13 protein-coding genes are annotated in these 17965 nt (G+C 39.5%); 11 read left to right on the top strand and 2 right to left on the bottom strand.

What is annotated here, in order from left to right; genetic code table 11:
- Nucleotides 1-1101 precede the first annotated feature (1101 nt).
- From MSVAZ_RS06080 to MSVAZ_RS06055, 6 genes are all read left to right on the top strand, one after another.
- A complete protein-coding gene (locus tag MSVAZ_RS06080) occupies nucleotides 1102-3402 on the top strand; it encodes an efflux RND transporter permease subunit (protein WP_084626080.1) in 2301 nt (766 codons plus the stop codon).
- The gene (locus MSVAZ_RS06075; RefSeq protein WP_048119299.1) at nucleotides 3399-4538 is read left to right on the top strand and encodes a COG1361 S-layer family protein; all 1140 of its coding nucleotides are present in this window, start codon (nucleotides 3399-3401) and stop codon (nucleotides 4536-4538) included. The genes MSVAZ_RS06080 and MSVAZ_RS06075 overlap by 4 nt, the downstream gene beginning before the upstream one ends.
- On the top strand, nucleotides 4531-5589 hold the full coding sequence (locus MSVAZ_RS06070) for a COG1361 S-layer family protein (protein ID WP_048119296.1): 1059 nt from the start codon (nucleotides 4531-4533) through the stop codon (nucleotides 5587-5589). The genes MSVAZ_RS06075 and MSVAZ_RS06070 overlap by 8 nt, the downstream gene beginning before the upstream one ends.
- Nucleotides 5590-5846: 257 nt before the next feature.
- The gene (locus MSVAZ_RS06065) at nucleotides 5847-6293 is read left to right on the top strand and encodes a universal stress protein (RefSeq protein WP_048119292.1); all 447 of its coding nucleotides are present in this window, start codon (nucleotides 5847-5849) and stop codon (nucleotides 6291-6293) included.
- A gap of 844 nt (nucleotides 6294-7137) precedes the next feature.
- Nucleotides 7138-7626 (top strand): MarR family winged helix-turn-helix transcriptional regulator, encoded by a 489-nt coding sequence (locus MSVAZ_RS06060; RefSeq protein ID WP_048119289.1) that lies wholly within the window; start codon nucleotides 7138-7140, stop codon nucleotides 7624-7626.
- Between the two features lie 462 nt (nucleotides 7627-8088).
- Nucleotides 8089-9669 (top strand): PKD domain-containing protein, encoded by a 1581-nt coding sequence (locus MSVAZ_RS06055; protein ID WP_052727900.1) that lies wholly within the window; start codon nucleotides 8089-8091, stop codon nucleotides 9667-9669.
- Nucleotides 9670-9898: 229 nt separating this feature from the next.
- Here the strand turns inward: MSVAZ_RS06055 and MSVAZ_RS06050 are convergent, their stop codons facing one another.
- Nucleotides 9899-10402 (bottom strand): amino acid-binding protein, encoded by a 504-nt coding sequence (locus tag MSVAZ_RS06050; RefSeq protein ID WP_048119286.1) that lies wholly within the window; start codon nucleotides 10400-10402, stop codon nucleotides 9899-9901.
- A 157-nt stretch (nucleotides 10403-10559) separates the two neighbouring features.
- On the opposite strand from MSVAZ_RS06050, the gene MSVAZ_RS06045 reads away from it, so the two are divergent.
- The 3 genes from MSVAZ_RS06045 (at nucleotide 10560) to hisE (ending at nucleotide 13215) form a co-directional block, all read left to right on the top strand.
- Complete coding sequence (locus MSVAZ_RS06045) at nucleotides 10560-11366, top strand: YkgJ family cysteine cluster protein (RefSeq protein ID WP_048119283.1); 807 nt, start codon at nucleotides 10560-10562, stop codon at nucleotides 11364-11366.
- 160 nt (nucleotides 11367-11526) lie between these two features.
- On the top strand, nucleotides 11527-12813 hold the full coding sequence (locus MSVAZ_RS06040) for a 3-isopropylmalate dehydratase large subunit (RefSeq protein WP_232316289.1): 1287 nt from the start codon (nucleotides 11527-11529) through the stop codon (nucleotides 12811-12813).
- Between the two features lie 87 nt (nucleotides 12814-12900).
- Nucleotides 12901-13215, top strand: coding sequence for a phosphoribosyl-ATP diphosphatase (gene hisE / locus MSVAZ_RS06035; protein WP_048119275.1), 315 nt, complete (start codon nucleotides 12901-12903; stop codon nucleotides 13213-13215).
- 289 nt (nucleotides 13216-13504) lie between these two features.
- Here hisE and MSVAZ_RS06030 read toward each other — a convergent pair whose 3' ends face one another.
- Nucleotides 13505-14380 (bottom strand): CBS domain-containing protein, encoded by an 876-nt coding sequence (locus tag MSVAZ_RS06030; RefSeq protein WP_048119272.1) that lies wholly within the window; start codon nucleotides 14378-14380, stop codon nucleotides 13505-13507.
- 360 nt (nucleotides 14381-14740) lie between these two features.
- On the opposite strand from MSVAZ_RS06030, the gene MSVAZ_RS06025 reads away from it, so the two are divergent.
- Both MSVAZ_RS06025 and MSVAZ_RS18740 read left to right on the top strand, forming a co-directional pair.
- Nucleotides 14741-15742 (top strand): NOG1 family protein, encoded by a 1002-nt coding sequence (locus MSVAZ_RS06025; RefSeq protein WP_197078842.1) that lies wholly within the window; start codon nucleotides 14741-14743, stop codon nucleotides 15740-15742.
- A gap of 791 nt (nucleotides 15743-16533) precedes the next feature.
- A complete protein-coding gene (locus MSVAZ_RS18740; protein WP_052727899.1) occupies nucleotides 16534-17961 on the top strand; it encodes a COG1470 family protein in 1428 nt (475 codons plus the stop codon).
- The last annotated feature ends 4 nt before the right edge of the window (nucleotides 17962-17965 follow it).

Below are 17965 nucleotides of genomic sequence, written 5' to 3'. Positions count from 1 at the left end.
CTGCAGGGTCTGCAGAGTATAAATAATCTTATAGACTTTAGGTCCTCTGAAAAAACTATGTTCCTACGCAGACTTTACAGAACCCAGGACTTAAAATCGTCACCAATAAAGTGTTTTATCCCAAAAGTCGTTCTGTTTATTAATTTTTTACTGCCGTTATGCATCGTATACAGGTGACCCAGTATTTCGCTTCAACTTCTAATTTGTTTCTTTATAGAATCATTCTATATTACCAAAATGAAACTTAAATTTACTCAACATTTAATCTCTTGCGTTGCTTGCTGATGTATCACATATTAAACATTAAAATATATTTAAATTTGCGAAATAATTTCAGGATACAACAATTTTCTCAACACTGTTCTCAACACTGTTCTCAACAATTTTCGCAATTAGTGTTACTTAAAACTTTTCAAAGAAGTTGCATATAATTTTTCCATATGTACTGGACATAAGATTAAAATACAATAAATTAGTTGATAATATCAATAGTTAGGAATTTAACTATTGACATTGTTCATAGTTTAGGTCAAATATCAGACCTTGGAGGCTAAATATCCATTTAGAACTGAAATTGATGTGGATTTCAGATATGAAAAATTCCTTCCCCATCTAAAACCAGATGTAGAAGGACTAGTGGTATAAAAATATGAGATGAAACAACGCTGAAGAAGACATTTCTCTTTATGAAAAGGGATGTTCTTGAGAACATAATTTTGGAACAGAGTTTCCAGAAAAAATTTATGAATAAGTTCAGGGAACTGAGCACTTTCGGAAAATGATCAGGAATACCGAAGAAAAGTGCTTGTCTCCCTGACAGATAAAAGACTTGAGTATTGTGATTATTTTGAGGAAGTCTTCAACGAAACCCTTAGTTTAATAGATCAATATGATACCGAGGATTATTTACACAGATTCTAGACGATGACGATTTTTAAAAAAACTATGCATTGACGGATTTGAATCAGCACAGAGCCGTTGGAATCAATCGCTATTTGTAGGCTCATATATACTTTACAACTATCTCCAAAAAAGTAGTGAGAGGGATATGCTATTAAAAGTGTTTTTGAAAAACTTGGAGTATTTGTCCATAACAACCGCATGACCATACTTCTGATTTTTTTTCTTCTCATCTTGATATCAATGCAGGGTGCACAGAAAATTACTATGGAATCAGGAACGGAAACCTTTGTAAGCAAAGATTCGAAACTGTATCAGGATTATGATCACCTTTACTCAAACATATTTGGAACCAATTCCATTATAGTGATGGTAGAGGGGAACGATGTAGAGTCTGCTGACATAATGAAATCAGTAGATCGGCTTGAACACCAGCTAGAGTCAACAGAAGGCATTGTTGGGATCACAAGTCCGACTTCTATTATAAAGGAAATGAATTACAAAAATACAGGAAGGTCTCAGGTTCCCGCTACAGATGAAGAAATCAAGGAAATTATTGATGAAAATCCGGCTATATTCGGAACATTGATTCCTGATCATACACATATGTTGATCTATGTAACGATGGCCGGGTCCACCACAGATAATAAGCAAAAAGAAATAATAACGGAAACCGAAGAAGCTGTCAAATTTTCTGATTTTCCTCCTTCTTATAATCTCATAGTAACAGGTGATCCAGCCTATAAGATTGAAATGAGCGAGGCGATGAGCACCGGTATGGGACCATTGCTGGGACTTGCTGCCGTTTTTATGGTAATTGTATTAAGTCTTGTTTTTCGGCATGTTCGCTGGTGCCTCCTTCCTTTACCAGTGGTTCTACTAGGCATTGTTTATACTTTTGGAGCTATGGGCTTTCTGGGAATTCCATTATCAATGGTTTCCATGTCAGCTTTCCCAGTACTGATAGGGCTTGGTATTGATTATGCTATTCAGTTCCATAACAGAATTGAAGAAGAACTGAATAAAGACGGAAACAAGTCAAAGGCCATCATATCAACAATAAAGCACACAGGACCTGCTGTACTCATAGCGCTTACCATGACTGCTCTGGGATTTTTTTCCCTGTTTACATCCACAGTTCCAATGATAAAGGATTTTGGAAAACTTCTTACGATCGGCATATTAATGTGCTATTTAGCAGCCATGTTTGTCGGGGTAGTCACAGTTTATATTTTTGACGATATCTCAAACAATTTCCAATCGAAGAAAAGGAAAAAAGAACCAGAAACGACAGAAATAGATGCAGACCATGTTTCTTCCGACAAGTCGAAAAACAATCTGGTAAAACACATTCTTGAAAAGGTTAATAATTTTTCAATAAAGAATAATTTATTGGTACTCGGGATAGCAACTCTGCTCTGTATAGGAGGTATATATGCCGATGAGTCGGTGGGTGCCCAGACGGATACAACATCTTTTGCTCCCCAGGATCTGCCAGCCCTTATGGACCTGAACCATATGAAGGATATTACGGGGGGAACTGATACACTTAACCTCATAATAAAAGTAAAGGATACTGCTGATCCTGAAGTTCTAGAGTGGATTGACAAGTTCAGCGAACATGAAACTCAAAGGCAGCATATTGAAAGCACTTCAAGCATCGTGCCTCTAATAAAAGAGTATAATGGAGGTACAATCCCGGAAACCCGAGACGAAATAGAGGCAATATACAATGAAATTCCGGAATCCCAAAAGGATCGATATGTGTATGGCAGAAATATGCTTCTCTTAAATTTAAACATTGGAAATGCCGTGTCCGACATAAAGACTACAGGGATTGAAGAGTTAACCGGAATAATAGAGAAGGATATTCAGTGGATGCAGGTTCCTCCAGGCGTCACAGTTACGATCACAGGTAACCCGGTGGTTTACATTGAAGTTCTGGGTGCGCTTACAGACGGAAGAATTCTAATGACCTACCTTGGGCTGTTCCTTGTTCTGGGAGGACTGCTGATAGTTTACAGAGACTGGCTAAAAGCTCTCGCTGCCATAATTCCAATGTTTATAGTAACTGGCTGGTCAGGGCTGGTAATGAAGTTTCTTGGAATTCTATACACTCCTATGACTGCAACTATGGGGGCACTGATCATTGGAATAGGCTGTGAATACTCAGTCCTCATGATGGAAAGATATTTTGAAGAAAAGGATCACGGAGCTGATCCTCTGCAAGCTATATACAGGACGAGTGACAGTATCGGTGCCGCACTCCTTGCCTCAGGATCGACGGTTATTGGTGGATTTGCAGCTCTGACAATATCGCCTTTTCCTTTAATAGGTGACTTTGGAACAGTGACAGTTATCGATATCGTACTTGTCCTTATTGCAACCTTCATGGTATTTCCTCCTTTTATTGTATTAATGGATACCTGGAGGGAAAAAAGGAGAGGAATACAGGCTCCACAAGCAAAAGCAAATAATGTCAAGGGGGCCGACACCCAATGAAGAAACCCAAAAAAAACAGGTTACAGAAGATAATTAACACATTCTTCGTAGTTACAATTCTTCTTTCAGTTCTCTCACTAACTGCATTTCCAGCCCTGGGAGAGGATGATGAAACCAATTTCATCGCTCTAGATCATGGGTATACTGTAGATTACTACAAGAGTTACGGGGCTCCAGTAATGCAGGCGTCAATTACAGGAGATCCCGAGTTTGAAAGAGGGGAAACTGCAGATCTGAAGATAAAAATCGCAAATACTGGAGTTATATCCGGTTTTCAAAGGCTGAATGCAAACCAGAAAAGGATAAACGACTCTACTGAGGAAACAATTGCACTTGCGGAGTTGGAAGAAGAAAAAGGAGCCACTACTGCAAAAGATATTGAAGCTACCCTTCAATCGGGAACAAAATACGTTGAAGTAGAATCTACAGCCAGTCTCCAGAGCATTGAAGACCTTGAAACAGGAAATACAGCAACCCTTAGCTATATCATCAAAATAGATAGCGATGCACCAGCCGGTAATTATGAACTTCTCCTGCCAGTGACCTATCAATATCCGGCAAATGTCAAAACTGTAACTGCGGATGCAATAAATCTAGGGCTTACGGATGTAGAGTTTGCAAGAGAGTACAAAACGAAGACAGAAACTCTCAAAATACCAATTTCCATAAAAAGTGAACCTAAATTTGAAGTGACCAATGTCTCTGGCAGCCTGGTGCAGGGTGAAACTAAAGTTATTGAGGTCACTTATAAAAATACAAGAGAAACCGTAGCAAAAGATGTTTTAGCCCGAATTATTGTTATGAGCCCTCTGAGCACAGAGAAATCCATAGTAAGGATAGGAGATATAGGCCCCGGCAAAGAAAAGACTGCCAGTTTCGAAATTTCGGCAGATCAGAATGCAATTGTAAAAAAATACGGGATTAATAGTGAGATAAAATACGTTGACAAAGATGGAGACACTACTTTATCAGAAGGTATGAAGGTGAACGTACCTCTTGAAGCTGCAGAAAAAAAATTTAGCATCACAGGAATAGCAATTTTACTGATTATAGTTATCGCCCTTTACCAGATAATAAGTGTACACCGGAAAAGAAACCAGAATGATGAGAATGTATCAGGTGATGAAAATGAATAATAAAAATGGATTATTTATTACTGTTACAACCCTTCTGATCCTTTGCTCTGCAGTCCTGCCAGCAGAGGCAGCCTTACCCGAAAATTTTGATATCAGTAAAAACTATTACTCAGTATACGGAGGGCCTGACCTTAATGCAACACTTGTTGGGGACAACCAATTCTCAAGAGGAGATACCGCAACTCTTAATATAAATATGATGAACAAAGGTGAAATTTCCGGCTTTAAATCTGAAAAGGATGCAGATATTGGAAATTATGCAGATGAGATGCTCCAGCAGTCAGAGATGCAGTATGAGGCTCAGGCTACGACAGCTGTAGGCATTCTTGCGACCCTTAAATCCGATAATCCTGACATTAAAGTTAAATCTGAACCTCAAGAAGCTGGCACTCTCAAGCAGGGAAAAGAGAGCTCAAATCCCACAAAGTTTACAATTGAGATTAATAAAGACACTCCTGCAGGTATATATCCCCTGACCCTGGACCTTTCTTATCAGTACCAGAATAATGTCCAGGTAGGCGGAGACGATTTTGACAGTGTTACAGGCCTCGTAACAAATAAGGAAGTAGGCATCTGGTATGAAAATAAGACCCAGACGCAGACCATAAACATTGAAGTCAAAAAGGAGCCTTACTTTGAAGTTACAAATGTAACAGGTGACCTTTACCCTGATGAAGGTGGGATGCTTTATGTTACATATAAAAACACAGGAGAAGAAACTGCAAAAGATGCAACCGTTAGAGTTAGTGCATCTGATCCCTTCAGTACCACTGATGACCAGGCTTACCTTGGAACTCTGAAATCCGGAGACAGTGAAGTTGCTGTTTTTGATATGGATGTAGACGAAACTGCAACTCCAAAACCATATTCTCTGAGCAGCGAAATTTTTTATGAAGACTCTGACGGGCATGACCAGACTTCGGATACTATCAAGATCAATACCGAAGTTCTGGAGGGAAAAAACTCTCTCCCCGGATTTGAGCTTGTGACAGGCATTACAATGGCTCTAGCCGCATTTTTTGTAATGTTCAGGAGAAAGAAACAGCATTGAAATAATTATCAGCATATAAATAATACCCAGGTAGCCATCTAAAAAGGCTACAAACTTATTTTTGAGCCCATCCCAAAACTCAAAATTGCTTCTCTGAATATTGTATTCTGGATTATCAATAGAGATTATGATTCTGAAAAAGAATCCTGAAACTCTTACTGATGTGGAAATAATATTGGTTTTGGGACGAGCTCTTGAATAAAGAAATTAATTTTTTCTATTGATATTTTATGTATAAAGCAAATGGGGAATAACATATGGAGAGAGCTTTTTACCGAAATATATTGATTGCAACAGATGGATCTAAAAATACACAGAAAGCCATTTCTTACGGAATCGAGATTGCAAAACTCAGCGAAGCGGCTGTCCATGCACTTTATGTTGTAAATACGTCTTCCATAATTTCCGATTATTGGACTATTGGTAAAAAAAACATATATGAAATAATTAGAAGTGAAGGGGAGAAAGCAGTATCTGAGGTTAAGAAGATTGGAGAGGCTTCAGGCGTGGAGGTAAAAGAAATTGTTTTAGACGGTTATCCGAGTAGTGTGATTACAGATTTCGCCGAGAATAATAATATTGACCTGATAGTGATGGGTACACTCGGAAAAACAGGACTTGATAAACTCCTAATCGGAAGTGTTGCAGAGAAGGTAGTAAGAAGTTCAAAGGTACCAGTTATGGTTGTCCGGGGAAAAGAGTAGAGCTGAAACTGTCTATCAAAGGAAATCTTTTGGGAAAAGAAACAAATCAGGACTTGGAGGCAGTGGTGCAAGTTGGGTATTAAAGCAGACAGCTTAACAGTGCTTAGATTCAAAATCGATTCCTTACTTCCTGGAAAAATCCGAGATCATTGGATCTATTCAAAAGTCAAGTTTATAAACTTCTTTCAGAATCGCAGTACTAGTGCATTGATTCCAAAGTATATCAGGAATGAATTTTTTGAAAACCACTGAAAGCACGGAAGACGCGGAAACCAGTAGTAAAGGCGTGTTTCTTCCGTGCTTTCCATGTTTTCCGTGGTTGCAATATCCAGATCGAATCACTCTGCGACCGGCTGTGTTTTCCGTGTTAAAGAATTCCATGTGACTTGAAAATAATATTTGAGTCGTAAGCCGTAATTATTTCCTTATTATGTACTTATTTGAGAATCGATGCATTAGTGCATTGAACCTGTTTGAAAAAAGATTTATTAAAAGAGGAAAATAATGGGGAGAAAGCGGTGGGCGAAAGATTCAAATTTTTGGGCGAATGATCTACAAATGTTTTGCATTATTTATTTTCTAGATATATTTCAGGTGGTTTACAGTCCTTCCTTTAATTATCTAATCATGAATTATGTCACTGCATAATACAGGCGGCATTTGGATTCATGCCAATTATAAAAATGAAAAAATATCCCAAAACTGAGATATAAAATATCCAAAAGTCTTGCATCGGTATATCATCATATACTAGAGTGGACCCTTATTATATACCGAAGATGTGATCTTACTGGACATCCTTTGTCTGTATCCGCAGTTACACGTTTAACATCCTGGAGGAAGCATGTCAGATATTAATGAGAGGAGAGAAATGGGGCTATTGATACTGGAAAGGGAAGTACTATTTAACAAATTGGTTGAAAGAAAATACTCAGAAATGATATCCAAAGCGAGATCGAGCAGACCCGAAAAGCTAGGCAGACAACAGTTTAATGCTATTTTGATAATTGGCACGATGGGGGAAATGATTCCTTCATACCTCGGTCTGTGTATGAATATGGATAGGAGTAGCCTTTCAAGAATGATAGATTCCATGGAAAAAAAAGGAATTGTCTATAGAAAGACAGATATTGAAGACAGAAGAAAAGTCATGATAAATTTAACCGAAAAAGGAGAAGAGTACTATGAAATTCTTAAGAAGAAAGTGGAAGAGACTCAAGCTTCTACAACGGATCTCCTCGACGAACAGGATCTCAAAGAATATAAAGCCTGCATAAAAAAAGAGATAAGTATTCTGAAGAAAATCGATTCCAAACTGAATGCAAAAGAATGAATCTTGTAAAAAATATACGAGTAAAATAGCAATCTACTGTTGTAAGCGTTCCAATGACCAATCTTTAAGCCATTTCATCTCAAATTCCCCCTGGCCTTCTACAAATCTCATCAAATTTGTTAGAACAAAAACCATTGACATGAATGAACCAAGAAACCCCTTCCTCAAAACTCTGAGCTTTGCGAAGAGTTTAGGGAGGGGTAATTCACACCTGACCCTGTAATTTAAATTTATAAATTAGAGAAAGTTTATACAAGATTTTAATTTTACATTTCACTCTAGAATTTTAGTTACGTGGTTGTTTGAACACAAAAATCTGGAAAGCCTCATTTTTCCAAATAAGTTTTTTTAAAAGCTTTTAATTAAAATTTCTATTTTTCAATATTTTTTTTAATCAACAATTTTATATGTATCCTTTTAAAAAATAATTCTGTAAATTCCTGGATTGAAGTGTGGGTTAATATGACAAAAATTCGAACTCTCAGGCGAGTCTGCTTATTTACAATATTTCTGGTTTTGATTCCTATTTCAGAAACCTGCGCAGCAGAAAATATTTATGTTTCCCCAAGAGAATCAATTCAGGAAGCAGTAGATAATGCCTTGCCAGGCGATACTATCTTTGTGATGCCCGGAGAATATAATGAAAGCGTTCAAATCAATCAGGATAACCTAACAATAATCTCGGACTCAAAAACTCCTTACAATACAGTTATTACCGGAATGGATAAAGAGAGTGACGTATTCAAAGTAGTTGCCAGCAATGTGACAATCAGCGGTTTCTCAGTAACCAACAGTAAATGTGGAATTTACCTGAATGGTGCTCAAAACTGTATCATAAATAACAACATTATATCGGAGAACAAAATCGGGATCTGTCTGTCTAAGTCAGAAAATAACACCCTGAGCAATAACTCAGTAACTTCAAACGCCGATTGTGGCATCAAGTTGCTTACCTCTTCAGGCAACACGATATACAATAATTTCTTTAATAATACGAATAATGCCAGGGACGATAAACTCAATACCTGGAACCGGACCTCGGGCAACTGCTGGAGTGATTATACAGGTCAGGATGTGGACTCAGACGGTATTGGCGATACTGAATATGCCGTAAATCGCCTCACAAAGAATATGGACTACAGGCCGTTGATGAATTTCACTCCTGAACTTCCCGTGATGCCAGAAGCAATTTTTACTTCCAACGTGACAGTAGGATACGCGCCTCTTACGGTCGAGTTTACAGATATCTCAGAAAACGCCAGCTCGCTGTTGTGGAGACTTGGAGACCAGGAGGTTTCGAACTCGTCTAATTTTTTACATACTTTTGTCACTGAGGGTAATAATAAGGTTATCCTGAATGTCACGAACGAGAATGGCAGCGACTCTACTAATGTGACCATAAATGTTTTAAAAGCTCTTGACCCCTCAGTTCCAATACTTCCTGAGGCTAAATTCGGTGCCAATGTGACAACCGGGTACGTTCCGCTTACCATCCAGTTTTTTGATTTTTCTGGAAATGCTGATTCGCTTTCCTGGAACTTTGGGGATGGGAAGAAGTCTTGTTGCCCGGGACCAAAACATACTTTCTGCTGCCCGGGAAATTACACCGTTTCCCTTACGGCAAGAAATGATAATGGCAGTTCTTCAGCCTGCGTTGTTATTCAGGTACTGAACCAGACAAACAAATCATCTGCCGAAAATACTGTTATTCCGGAAGACGCCGCATACATTGTTAATCCGAAAGATACCGGAGATTCAGGCTCAAGCCGCAGAAACGAGAGTATGAGTGCCGAGGAATTTCTGAACCGGAAAAGTCTTGAGCCTGTTGAGAACTTTGTTATGTACTTTACTGGAACCCGGACGCTTGCAGATGTGGAACCATCGGTAGAGTACAAAATCCTCAGGCTTGCGGATTCTGTTAAAAATTTTATAGAAGACTCAGTATCCATAAGTAAAGTAAGAAATATTTCTACTCATGCTATGTTTTTTGGATTCCTTGGAATAGCTCTGGGACTTTCCGTATTTAGAAGGGGAAAAAAATAAGTTAATGTTCACAGTTGATATTCACAGTTGATATTCACAGTTGATATTCACAGTTGATATTCACAATCGATATTCACAATCGATATTCACAATCGATATCCACAATTGATATTCACAGTAAACTCAAGGAAAGAACTTTTCTCAATTTCAATTGAAAAAACAGTCTCTTAAGTGGAGTTTCCAATCTCGCTTCCATTTTGTTATGGTATCCTACTTTCTGGTAGAAGGTTCAGTAAATGCTTACTCCTTTGACTGAGGGCAGTTCCAGGATTTTGTCCACGAGTTCTCCAGGAACTTTCTTGTCGGTAATGATTGTAAGTCTTGGGTTATCAGTTAGATATGGGTCATCCGAGACAGCCTGCCGGATACTTACCTTGCTTCCTGAAATCAGGCCTGCAACCTCCGCAAGGATGCCCACGTCAGCGGCATCTTCCGGGATAATAATGATTACTCCCAGGCCAAGAGAAGGAGCTACGTCTCTGAGGAAGGGGATGGAATGAACATTTTTAAAAATTCTGCTCAGAAGCTCGTCTGAAATAATGGTCTTTGTAGTTGCGTCGACTACTCTCCGGTCAACACCTGCTTCTTTTGCAAGCTGGGTATGCGCGATCTCAATACTCCCGGAGGTGACCTTCCCTTCTTCATTTACCTGAAACCCGCGTTCAAAGAGCAATTTAAGCACTTTTGCCTGTGCAGGATATTTTTCAAACTTTTTGAGTAATGTCTGCCACATATAAACTTAAGTTTAAACTGGGTTCCCTGATATATAGTTTCTTATTATGGTCCGTTGTCAGTAAGGTAAAGGTTCTTCAGGATGAGATTTCCAAATATTCCTGGCGTCAATTGTAGTTTGCGTTAATTTGATGTACCAGCAGGGCACGAGTATTTGCATGGAAGCTTCCAGCACAGACAATAAGCCGGAGTTCGAAAAAACAAGTTATCAGCAACTTCTTATTGCCGATCTCAAGAAAGAAATAGAAATGGCTCGCAAACTTGACTCCGAAAAGCTTGCATCCGAAATCCAGAAAATCGGGTTCTCCTGCCAGCATTGTGGAAAATGCTGCAGGCGGGCTTTCGGGGACAACAGGGTAGCGGTGATTCCTTCCGAAATTGAAAGAATCCGGGAATATACCGACCTCTCAAAACTGGAAGTTGCAGGACCGTTTGTGACTGAGGACTCTATCCCGGATGGGGAAGAGGAATCTGAAGAAGAACGTCCGGAAACTTCATTCGGGGCATTGGAGGAAAACGAAGAGTCTTTTTCTCCTGACCGTCTTGAATCTTTTAAAGATTATATCGATTGTGAGGGCAAGGTACATGCCTTTGGATGGATTCTCAGGCGGAAGAGGAACGGAGATTGTATCTTTCTTGAAAGAGACACGTACAAATGCCGGATCTATCCCGTGCGCCCTATGCTCTGCAGCACTTATCCTTTTTATATCGAAGAGCTGAAATTGCAGACCTGCGAATGTGAAGGTCTTGGATCCCCTATCTCTATAGAAGAAAGCCGAAAAATGACAGAGAATCTTCTCTTCAGATATATTTCGGAACTTGAGGATACGCTTGACCTGTATGAGAATTTCGTGGATTTCAGAAGAGGTGAACAGGGCCTCAAGCTTGCAAAAAAGAGCCTGGAAAATGGCACATTTACCTTTATAGTTCACGACAGCAAAGGAAGCACCGAAATTAGTGGTTAAGAGCAAAAATTGGCAGACTTTCAAATTTTACCAGTTAAAATGCTCTTACGGTAGAAAACTCCGTTTTTACATAAGCTTGAAAGATTTTTTAGTTTCTGTTGCCCTGTATCATCAATTAAATTTATTTATTATAAAGAGCCAGTTATTCCCCATGACCGGGATGTCTGGTAATGAAAGTTGTCCGATGACCGTTTCGGAAAAGATCTTTTCGAAAGCCTCCGGAAGTCCCGTAAAAGCCGGGGATTTCGTACTGGCAAATATAGACCTTGCAATGACTCACGACATTACAGGTCCGCTAGCAGTCAAAGGCTTCTATGAGATTATGAAGGGCAAAGAAGAGAAGAACGTATGGGATCCAAAGAAAATAGTGATCGTATTTGACCATCAAGTTCCTGCGGACTCCATTAACGCCACCGCAAATCATATTATGCTCCGAGAATTTGCTGAAGAACAGGGCATTTTAAATTATGATGTATACGAAGGAGTTTGCCATCAGGTTCTTCCCGAGAAAGGGCATGTCCTGCCAGGAGACCTTATCGTTGGCTCGGATTCGCATACATGTGCTTATGGTGCACTCGGTGCGTTTTCTACAGGTATAGGGTCTACGGATATGGCAGCCGTTTTTGCTACTGGCAAACTCTGGTTCAGGGTACCTGAGACTTTCCGCTTTGAGGTGGAAGGCAACCTGCCAGATCGTGTTTACTCCAAAGATCTTATCCTCCACCTGATAGGCGACGTAGGAGTAGAAGGGGCCAGGTATATGGCAGCCGAGTTTGGAGGTTCAACAATTCACTCTCTCTCGATTCCCGAACGTATGACTATGTCCAATATGGCAATCGAGATGGGTGGGAAGGCAGGAATCATCGAAGCTGATGAAATAACTGCAAACTACCTCAAAGAGCGGATTATGTATTATGAGTTCGATCCATATTGGAAATCCGATGAAGATGCAAAATATGTGGGAGTTAAGCACTACGACGTATCTGACCTGGAACCCCAGGTAGCCTGCCCTCACCATGTGGATAATGTAAAACCCGTAACCGAGGTAGAGGGTACGAAACTTGACCAGATATTTGTGGGTTCCTGCACGAACGGCAGATTCGAAGACATTAAAATCATGGCTGATATCATGGGCGATGAGCCAGTAGCCAGGGGTGTTCGTCTGCTTGTAGTTCCTGCTTCAAGAACTGAGTACCTGAAACTCTTGAAAGCCGGGTATATAGAAAAGCTCATGAATGCAGGTGCAATCGTAGAATCACCGTGCTGCGGACCCTGTATGGGTGGCTCTTTCGGCTTGCTTGGCGCAAGAGAAGTGGGCCTTGCAACCTCGAATCGTAACTTTAAGGGCAGAGAAGGAAGTCCCGAATCTTTTGTATATCTGTCTTCCCCTGCGACTGCAGGAGCATCAGCCCTTACCGGAGAAATCACTGATCCAAGGAAAGTTTGAAAATTTCCTGTATTTACTTTTTTGGATATTTTTTCTCTGTTTGAATTTTTAAAAATGTTTGTCCGTGTTAATTAAAAAGGTGTTAAAATGCCGGATGCTGACCTATCAATCTTAAACAGGGTATATGAAATCATACTGGACCGAAAACAGAACTATGACGAGCGCTCATATGTCTGCAAGCTTTTGAACCATCGTAAAGGTATGAACAAGATTCTTGAAAAAGTAGGCGAGGAATCAATTGAAACAATCCTCGCAGTCAGGAATGAAAATCATGCAGAGATCGTTTCTGAAAGTTCAGACCTTATTTTTCATCTTCTGGTAATGCTTGCGGCAAATAATGTTACCCTTGATGAAATCGCAGCCGAGCTCAGTGCCCGACATGAAAGCATGAAAAGGGATTGAAGACCTGGAGGTTTTTACCTCCTGGTTTGAGAACCCGGATAATTCGATATTTTATATACATCGAGTTTTCCAGCTATTCTACTACCTTCTACTACACTATTCTACTACCTTCTACTATCTTCTAATGAATTTCATTAACTTTTACGAACTTTTACTAACCTGTAATAACCTTTACTAACTTATTTGGCATGAAAGTTCTTTCAAGCACTTTCATTTCTTTGTGCCTGTGATTATAAGAATTTCATGTGCATTTCTTTTCATTTAAAGGGCCACAAAAAACCTTAATTTTTCAATATACTGCCAGTTCATTCAAAACATCGGTTTTTGACAGTGTGCCTTTGGGCACTCCATTAATGGTTACGATGAGCCTGCCTACGTTATACTTATGAAAGAGTTTTACAACGTCGTAGAGCTGCATATCACCATCAACCGTGATAAGTTCTTTTGTCATGATATCTTTGACTTTTACATTGGGTTTTCCCTGAGCAATAGCATGGGCAATATCGGTGTAGGTAACGATTCCTATGATTTTTCCTTTATCTTCTACAGGAGCTCCATGAACGTTATTCCGGATAAAAAGCCTCGTTGCTTCCTGGATACTTGCATTGAGATTTACAAGCAAAGGGGGATACTTCATATAGTGTTTGACATGTTTTTTAGGAAGTGAGATCATTTCCGTAATGTTGAACAGAATTGAATTGTTAGTGTCATCTCTTCCTGTAACTTCTCCACGGATTATCAGACGGTTTACAGGCGTGGGGCCTACCTGGAGCTTATCGTCCATTATGAAATCTTTTGTGTTTCCAATTACGCGGACGACTCCACTACAGGCATCCGGACTCCTAACCGTAGTAAAACTAATATCGGCAGCTGTAGCTCCACTAACTAACGCATTGTTCCTGTAAAGGGGAACTACGGACTCATTTTTCAGTTGTTGGATTCTTAATGCGTCATATGCTGCCCCTGTGGGCTTATAGCCTCCTTTTGGCCCTGGTACTCCCTCTACAAGACCAAGGGCCTTTAACAATTGCATCTGATTGCGGATAGTTCCAGGATTACGCTTGATTACCTCGGCTATTTCTTCTCCCTTTATTGCCCGGTCCTTTTGCCGCTGAAGGTTGATTAATGCAATAATAATATCTTTTTGAATCGGAGTAAGTTCCATATTACCACCATTAGTTTCATATACCTTTATAAGAATGATGTACAAAATCGATAAATAGATAATGTAAGCTGACGCATATATTTACCATAATTAATGATTATAAATCTTATTACAAATTAATGTTACAAATATAAATACAGTCCGGTTCTGCTTTAAATATTTACCTGGTTTTTCATTTTAGATCAGTTTATCACCAGATTTTATGATTATAAATTCAAAGCCGAGCAATAAATTTTCTCTCAGGGAATCGCCTTCAGGAATCTCTGTGAGACTCTCGCTTGCGAATTTATTTTGCTAAAAATACTTCGTCTATAATAACGTTTATATAACTTAGCAGAGTCCCCAGAGGGTTAGAACATAATGATCTTTGAGAAAATTCATACCGTCCCTACTTCCGAGGAATTAATCAATAAAGCCTTTAAACGGTCAGCGCGAGCTATGTCCGGGAAAACCATAGATAGCAGGGAAAGCCGATTAAGGGCCAATGAATCCATGCTGCTGACAGCTGCAAACATTCTGACGGATAATCTTGCAAACATAGTAAGGCGATTCCCAAGTTTCGAACAATTACCCAGATTTTATTATGAACTCACAGACATCCTTGTAGGCGTAGAAAAACTCAAGATGTCCCTTGCATCCGCGGACTGGGCCAGCAGGAAAATTCATGAGATTTCAAGAAGCTATGTTGGAAAAATTAGAAATTCAGATCTCCCGGAGCCTATCCGGAAAGAAGCATTTGGAAGGCTTGCTTCGATTATCAAGTCAATTAACAAGGATCTTCTCTTCCTGAACGAAGCCCGAAACATCTTGCGGAAACTTCCTGATGTGCAGGATGAGCCCACAATTGTAATTGCTGGCTACCCGAATGTAGGAAAGTCGAGTTTCGTCTCAAAAATTACAGGTGCAAGCCCTGAAATCGCTCCATATCCATTTACGACAAAAGGCGTAACAATCGGGCATTTCATGCAGGACGGTGTGCGTTATCAGGTTATGGATACTCCAGGACTTCTTGACCGCCCGATGTCCGAGAGAAACGATATCGAAAAGCAGGCAATTACCGCGATTCATTACCTTGACGCGGTTGTGATGTTTATGATTGATCCCAGTGAAAGCTGTGGATACGAAATCGAAGCTCAGAAACACCTGCTTGCAGAAATTCGAGAGAACTTCAAACTTCCCCTGCTTGTGGTCTCAAACAAGGCTGACAGGTCCGAGTTCAAGAAGCTGGATGAAGTGGAATTTAATATTTCCACAGTTACCGGAGAAGGAATTGAAGACGTAATGAACAGGCTCATGCAAATGATCGAAGAAAAACGCCTTTCCACTTCTTCCGAAGAGCTGGATACCGAACCAGCAATCTGATCCAGCCAAGTCATTATTCAAGTCCCGGTGCTCTAGTCCTCCCGTCTCGGGAGGAGGGGCCCTTTTTTCTGATTTCGCTTGCTCAAGATGGTTGAATTATCCAAGTTCCGTCTCAGAGTACGGTTCCTTTTTTCTAATTTCTCTTGCTCAAGATGGCTGAATTACCCGAGTTTCGTCTCGGGAGTAGAGTCTTTTTAATTTATTCTGGTTCCTCTCCAATTTCAAACGAACAATAGAATTTCATTCAAATTTAAATTGAATTTTCTATTCGCACTTTATTTATCCATACTGAAATCTCACCTCATCAATGGTGAAAATCCTACCCATTTTCCAGTGCAAAAATACAGTTTATTGAAGTTATGTTGCCTTCAAATACCGTTTTTACCATTGACTTATTGATTGATTTGTTTCCTTTTGTCATAAAAAAGAATTTATTTTAATAAAATTAAAATTTTATTGTTTTGCACGATTTAAAGTAAATCTGAAGAGACCAGAAAATAATAAAAAGTCTCTTCTGAGTTAAAATTCAAAGTTTTTGAGAAACAAACTCAGTGCAGATTTGCGAGCTCCATTGTAATTTTCATAAATATTTGCAAGTTCCATAAGTACTTTATAGGGGGACATATAATGAAATTATATACATTATAAAAAATGTTCATCCCCTCTGATAAATTAAAAATTATAGATTTACGGCACAGGAGTCTTATACTGCTGGTTTGCAGGAGATTGGAGAACCTGAGTGTATCGATTAGAAATGTATAATTCCTCACCAGAAGAAAGGAGCCAGAAACATGAGTAAAAGTACAGCATTGAAGGCAGCATCCAAGTTTTTTAGTTTATTGCTTTGCCTGATATTATTACCAGTTGCGTTTGCTCAGACAGAAGAGCTTAACGGAACAGTTACCTACGAGAACGGAACTTACGAAAGTAATATAGTTCCCGGACTGGAAGAGGCTTACGGCAATTACACCGTACATGATATAAAACCAAACTATTATTCGATATATCTCATGCAGGGAAAAAGTGAAACTTTCAATGTCAGCTTCAGGAACGAAGGTAATGAAACACTTGACATAACCCCGAAAGTTGTAGCTCCATCTAACGATTACTATGATGTTGTAAACGAAAGCTGGATTACGATTTCACCTGAAAACGTAACTGTAAGCCCTGGCGTAGAGCAGAACTTTACCATTGATGTAAGTGTTCCCGAGGATGCGGAAGGTGGAGAGTATGAAGCCCAGATAGCCTTCACAAATGATACTTATCCAGAAGAATACGATGCTCCTGTATATATCCAGGAAACTGCTGAAGGATATAGTGATTCTACATCAGATGAAGGGTATAGTGATTCTGTTTCTACTGAAGGGTATAGTGATTCTATCTCTGCTGAAGGATATAGTGATTCTACATCAGATGAAGAATATATATACCCTAGGTATGTCAATGCAATGCACCTTTGGGTCTCAGTCCCTGTCAATCCGAAACTTGAACTTCAGACAAGTTATGTTTCTGACACCGTTGAGCCTGGACAGGAATATATATACGCCATAAAAATTAAAAATGTAGCAGGGAAAGATGTTACTATCGATCCGAAGGTAATGAGATACGAAATATATGACTATTCATTTGACGAATCCGCTTTTAGTGATGATATAATAGAGATCTCCGCACCTTCAACCATAAAAGCCGGTGAAATTGCTAATATGACCATCAGGGTACCAGTCCCAGAGAGTGCGAGCGGGAGTTATGATGCTTACATCGAAATGAATGCTGATGGGAAAGAGAATGACGGATCCGTCCCACAAATTAGCCTGAGCTTTACGGTTGATAAACAGCCTAAAGTCCCTTATGTAAAAACCTTTAATACCACAACGGCCGACCCGATAACAATTGAAGTTTCGGCTGAAACTTCTGACCAGGGTGCATCTGTACGTATCTCCCCTGAAAAGGAGGAACCAGGTTTTGAAATAAACCTGACATGCAATTCCAACCCTGTTAATCTATCCCTTGTAAAAACCGTTGATAGTAGTGCCGTATACTCTCAAGGATACATCTTCCCAATATGGGCAACGGAAACTAGTTCAAGCTATCAGAGTGGCAGCAGGAAATATACCGAAACGTATAGAGCAGCCGGAGCAATTGGAACATGGGAACTTACAATTCTCCCGAAAAACACAAACAATTTTGACTATTCAATAACTGTCGGGGAGTCAGAGTAAAAAC

Origin of the sequence: Methanosarcina vacuolata Z-761 (assembly GCF_000969905.1) — an archaeon.
In the GTDB taxonomy this organism is placed as follows: domain Archaea; phylum Halobacteriota; class Methanosarcinia; order Methanosarcinales; family Methanosarcinaceae; genus Methanosarcina; species Methanosarcina vacuolata.
The sequence above is the reverse complement of the archived record's forward strand: the minus strand, read 5'-3'. Positions and strand labels throughout refer to the sequence as shown.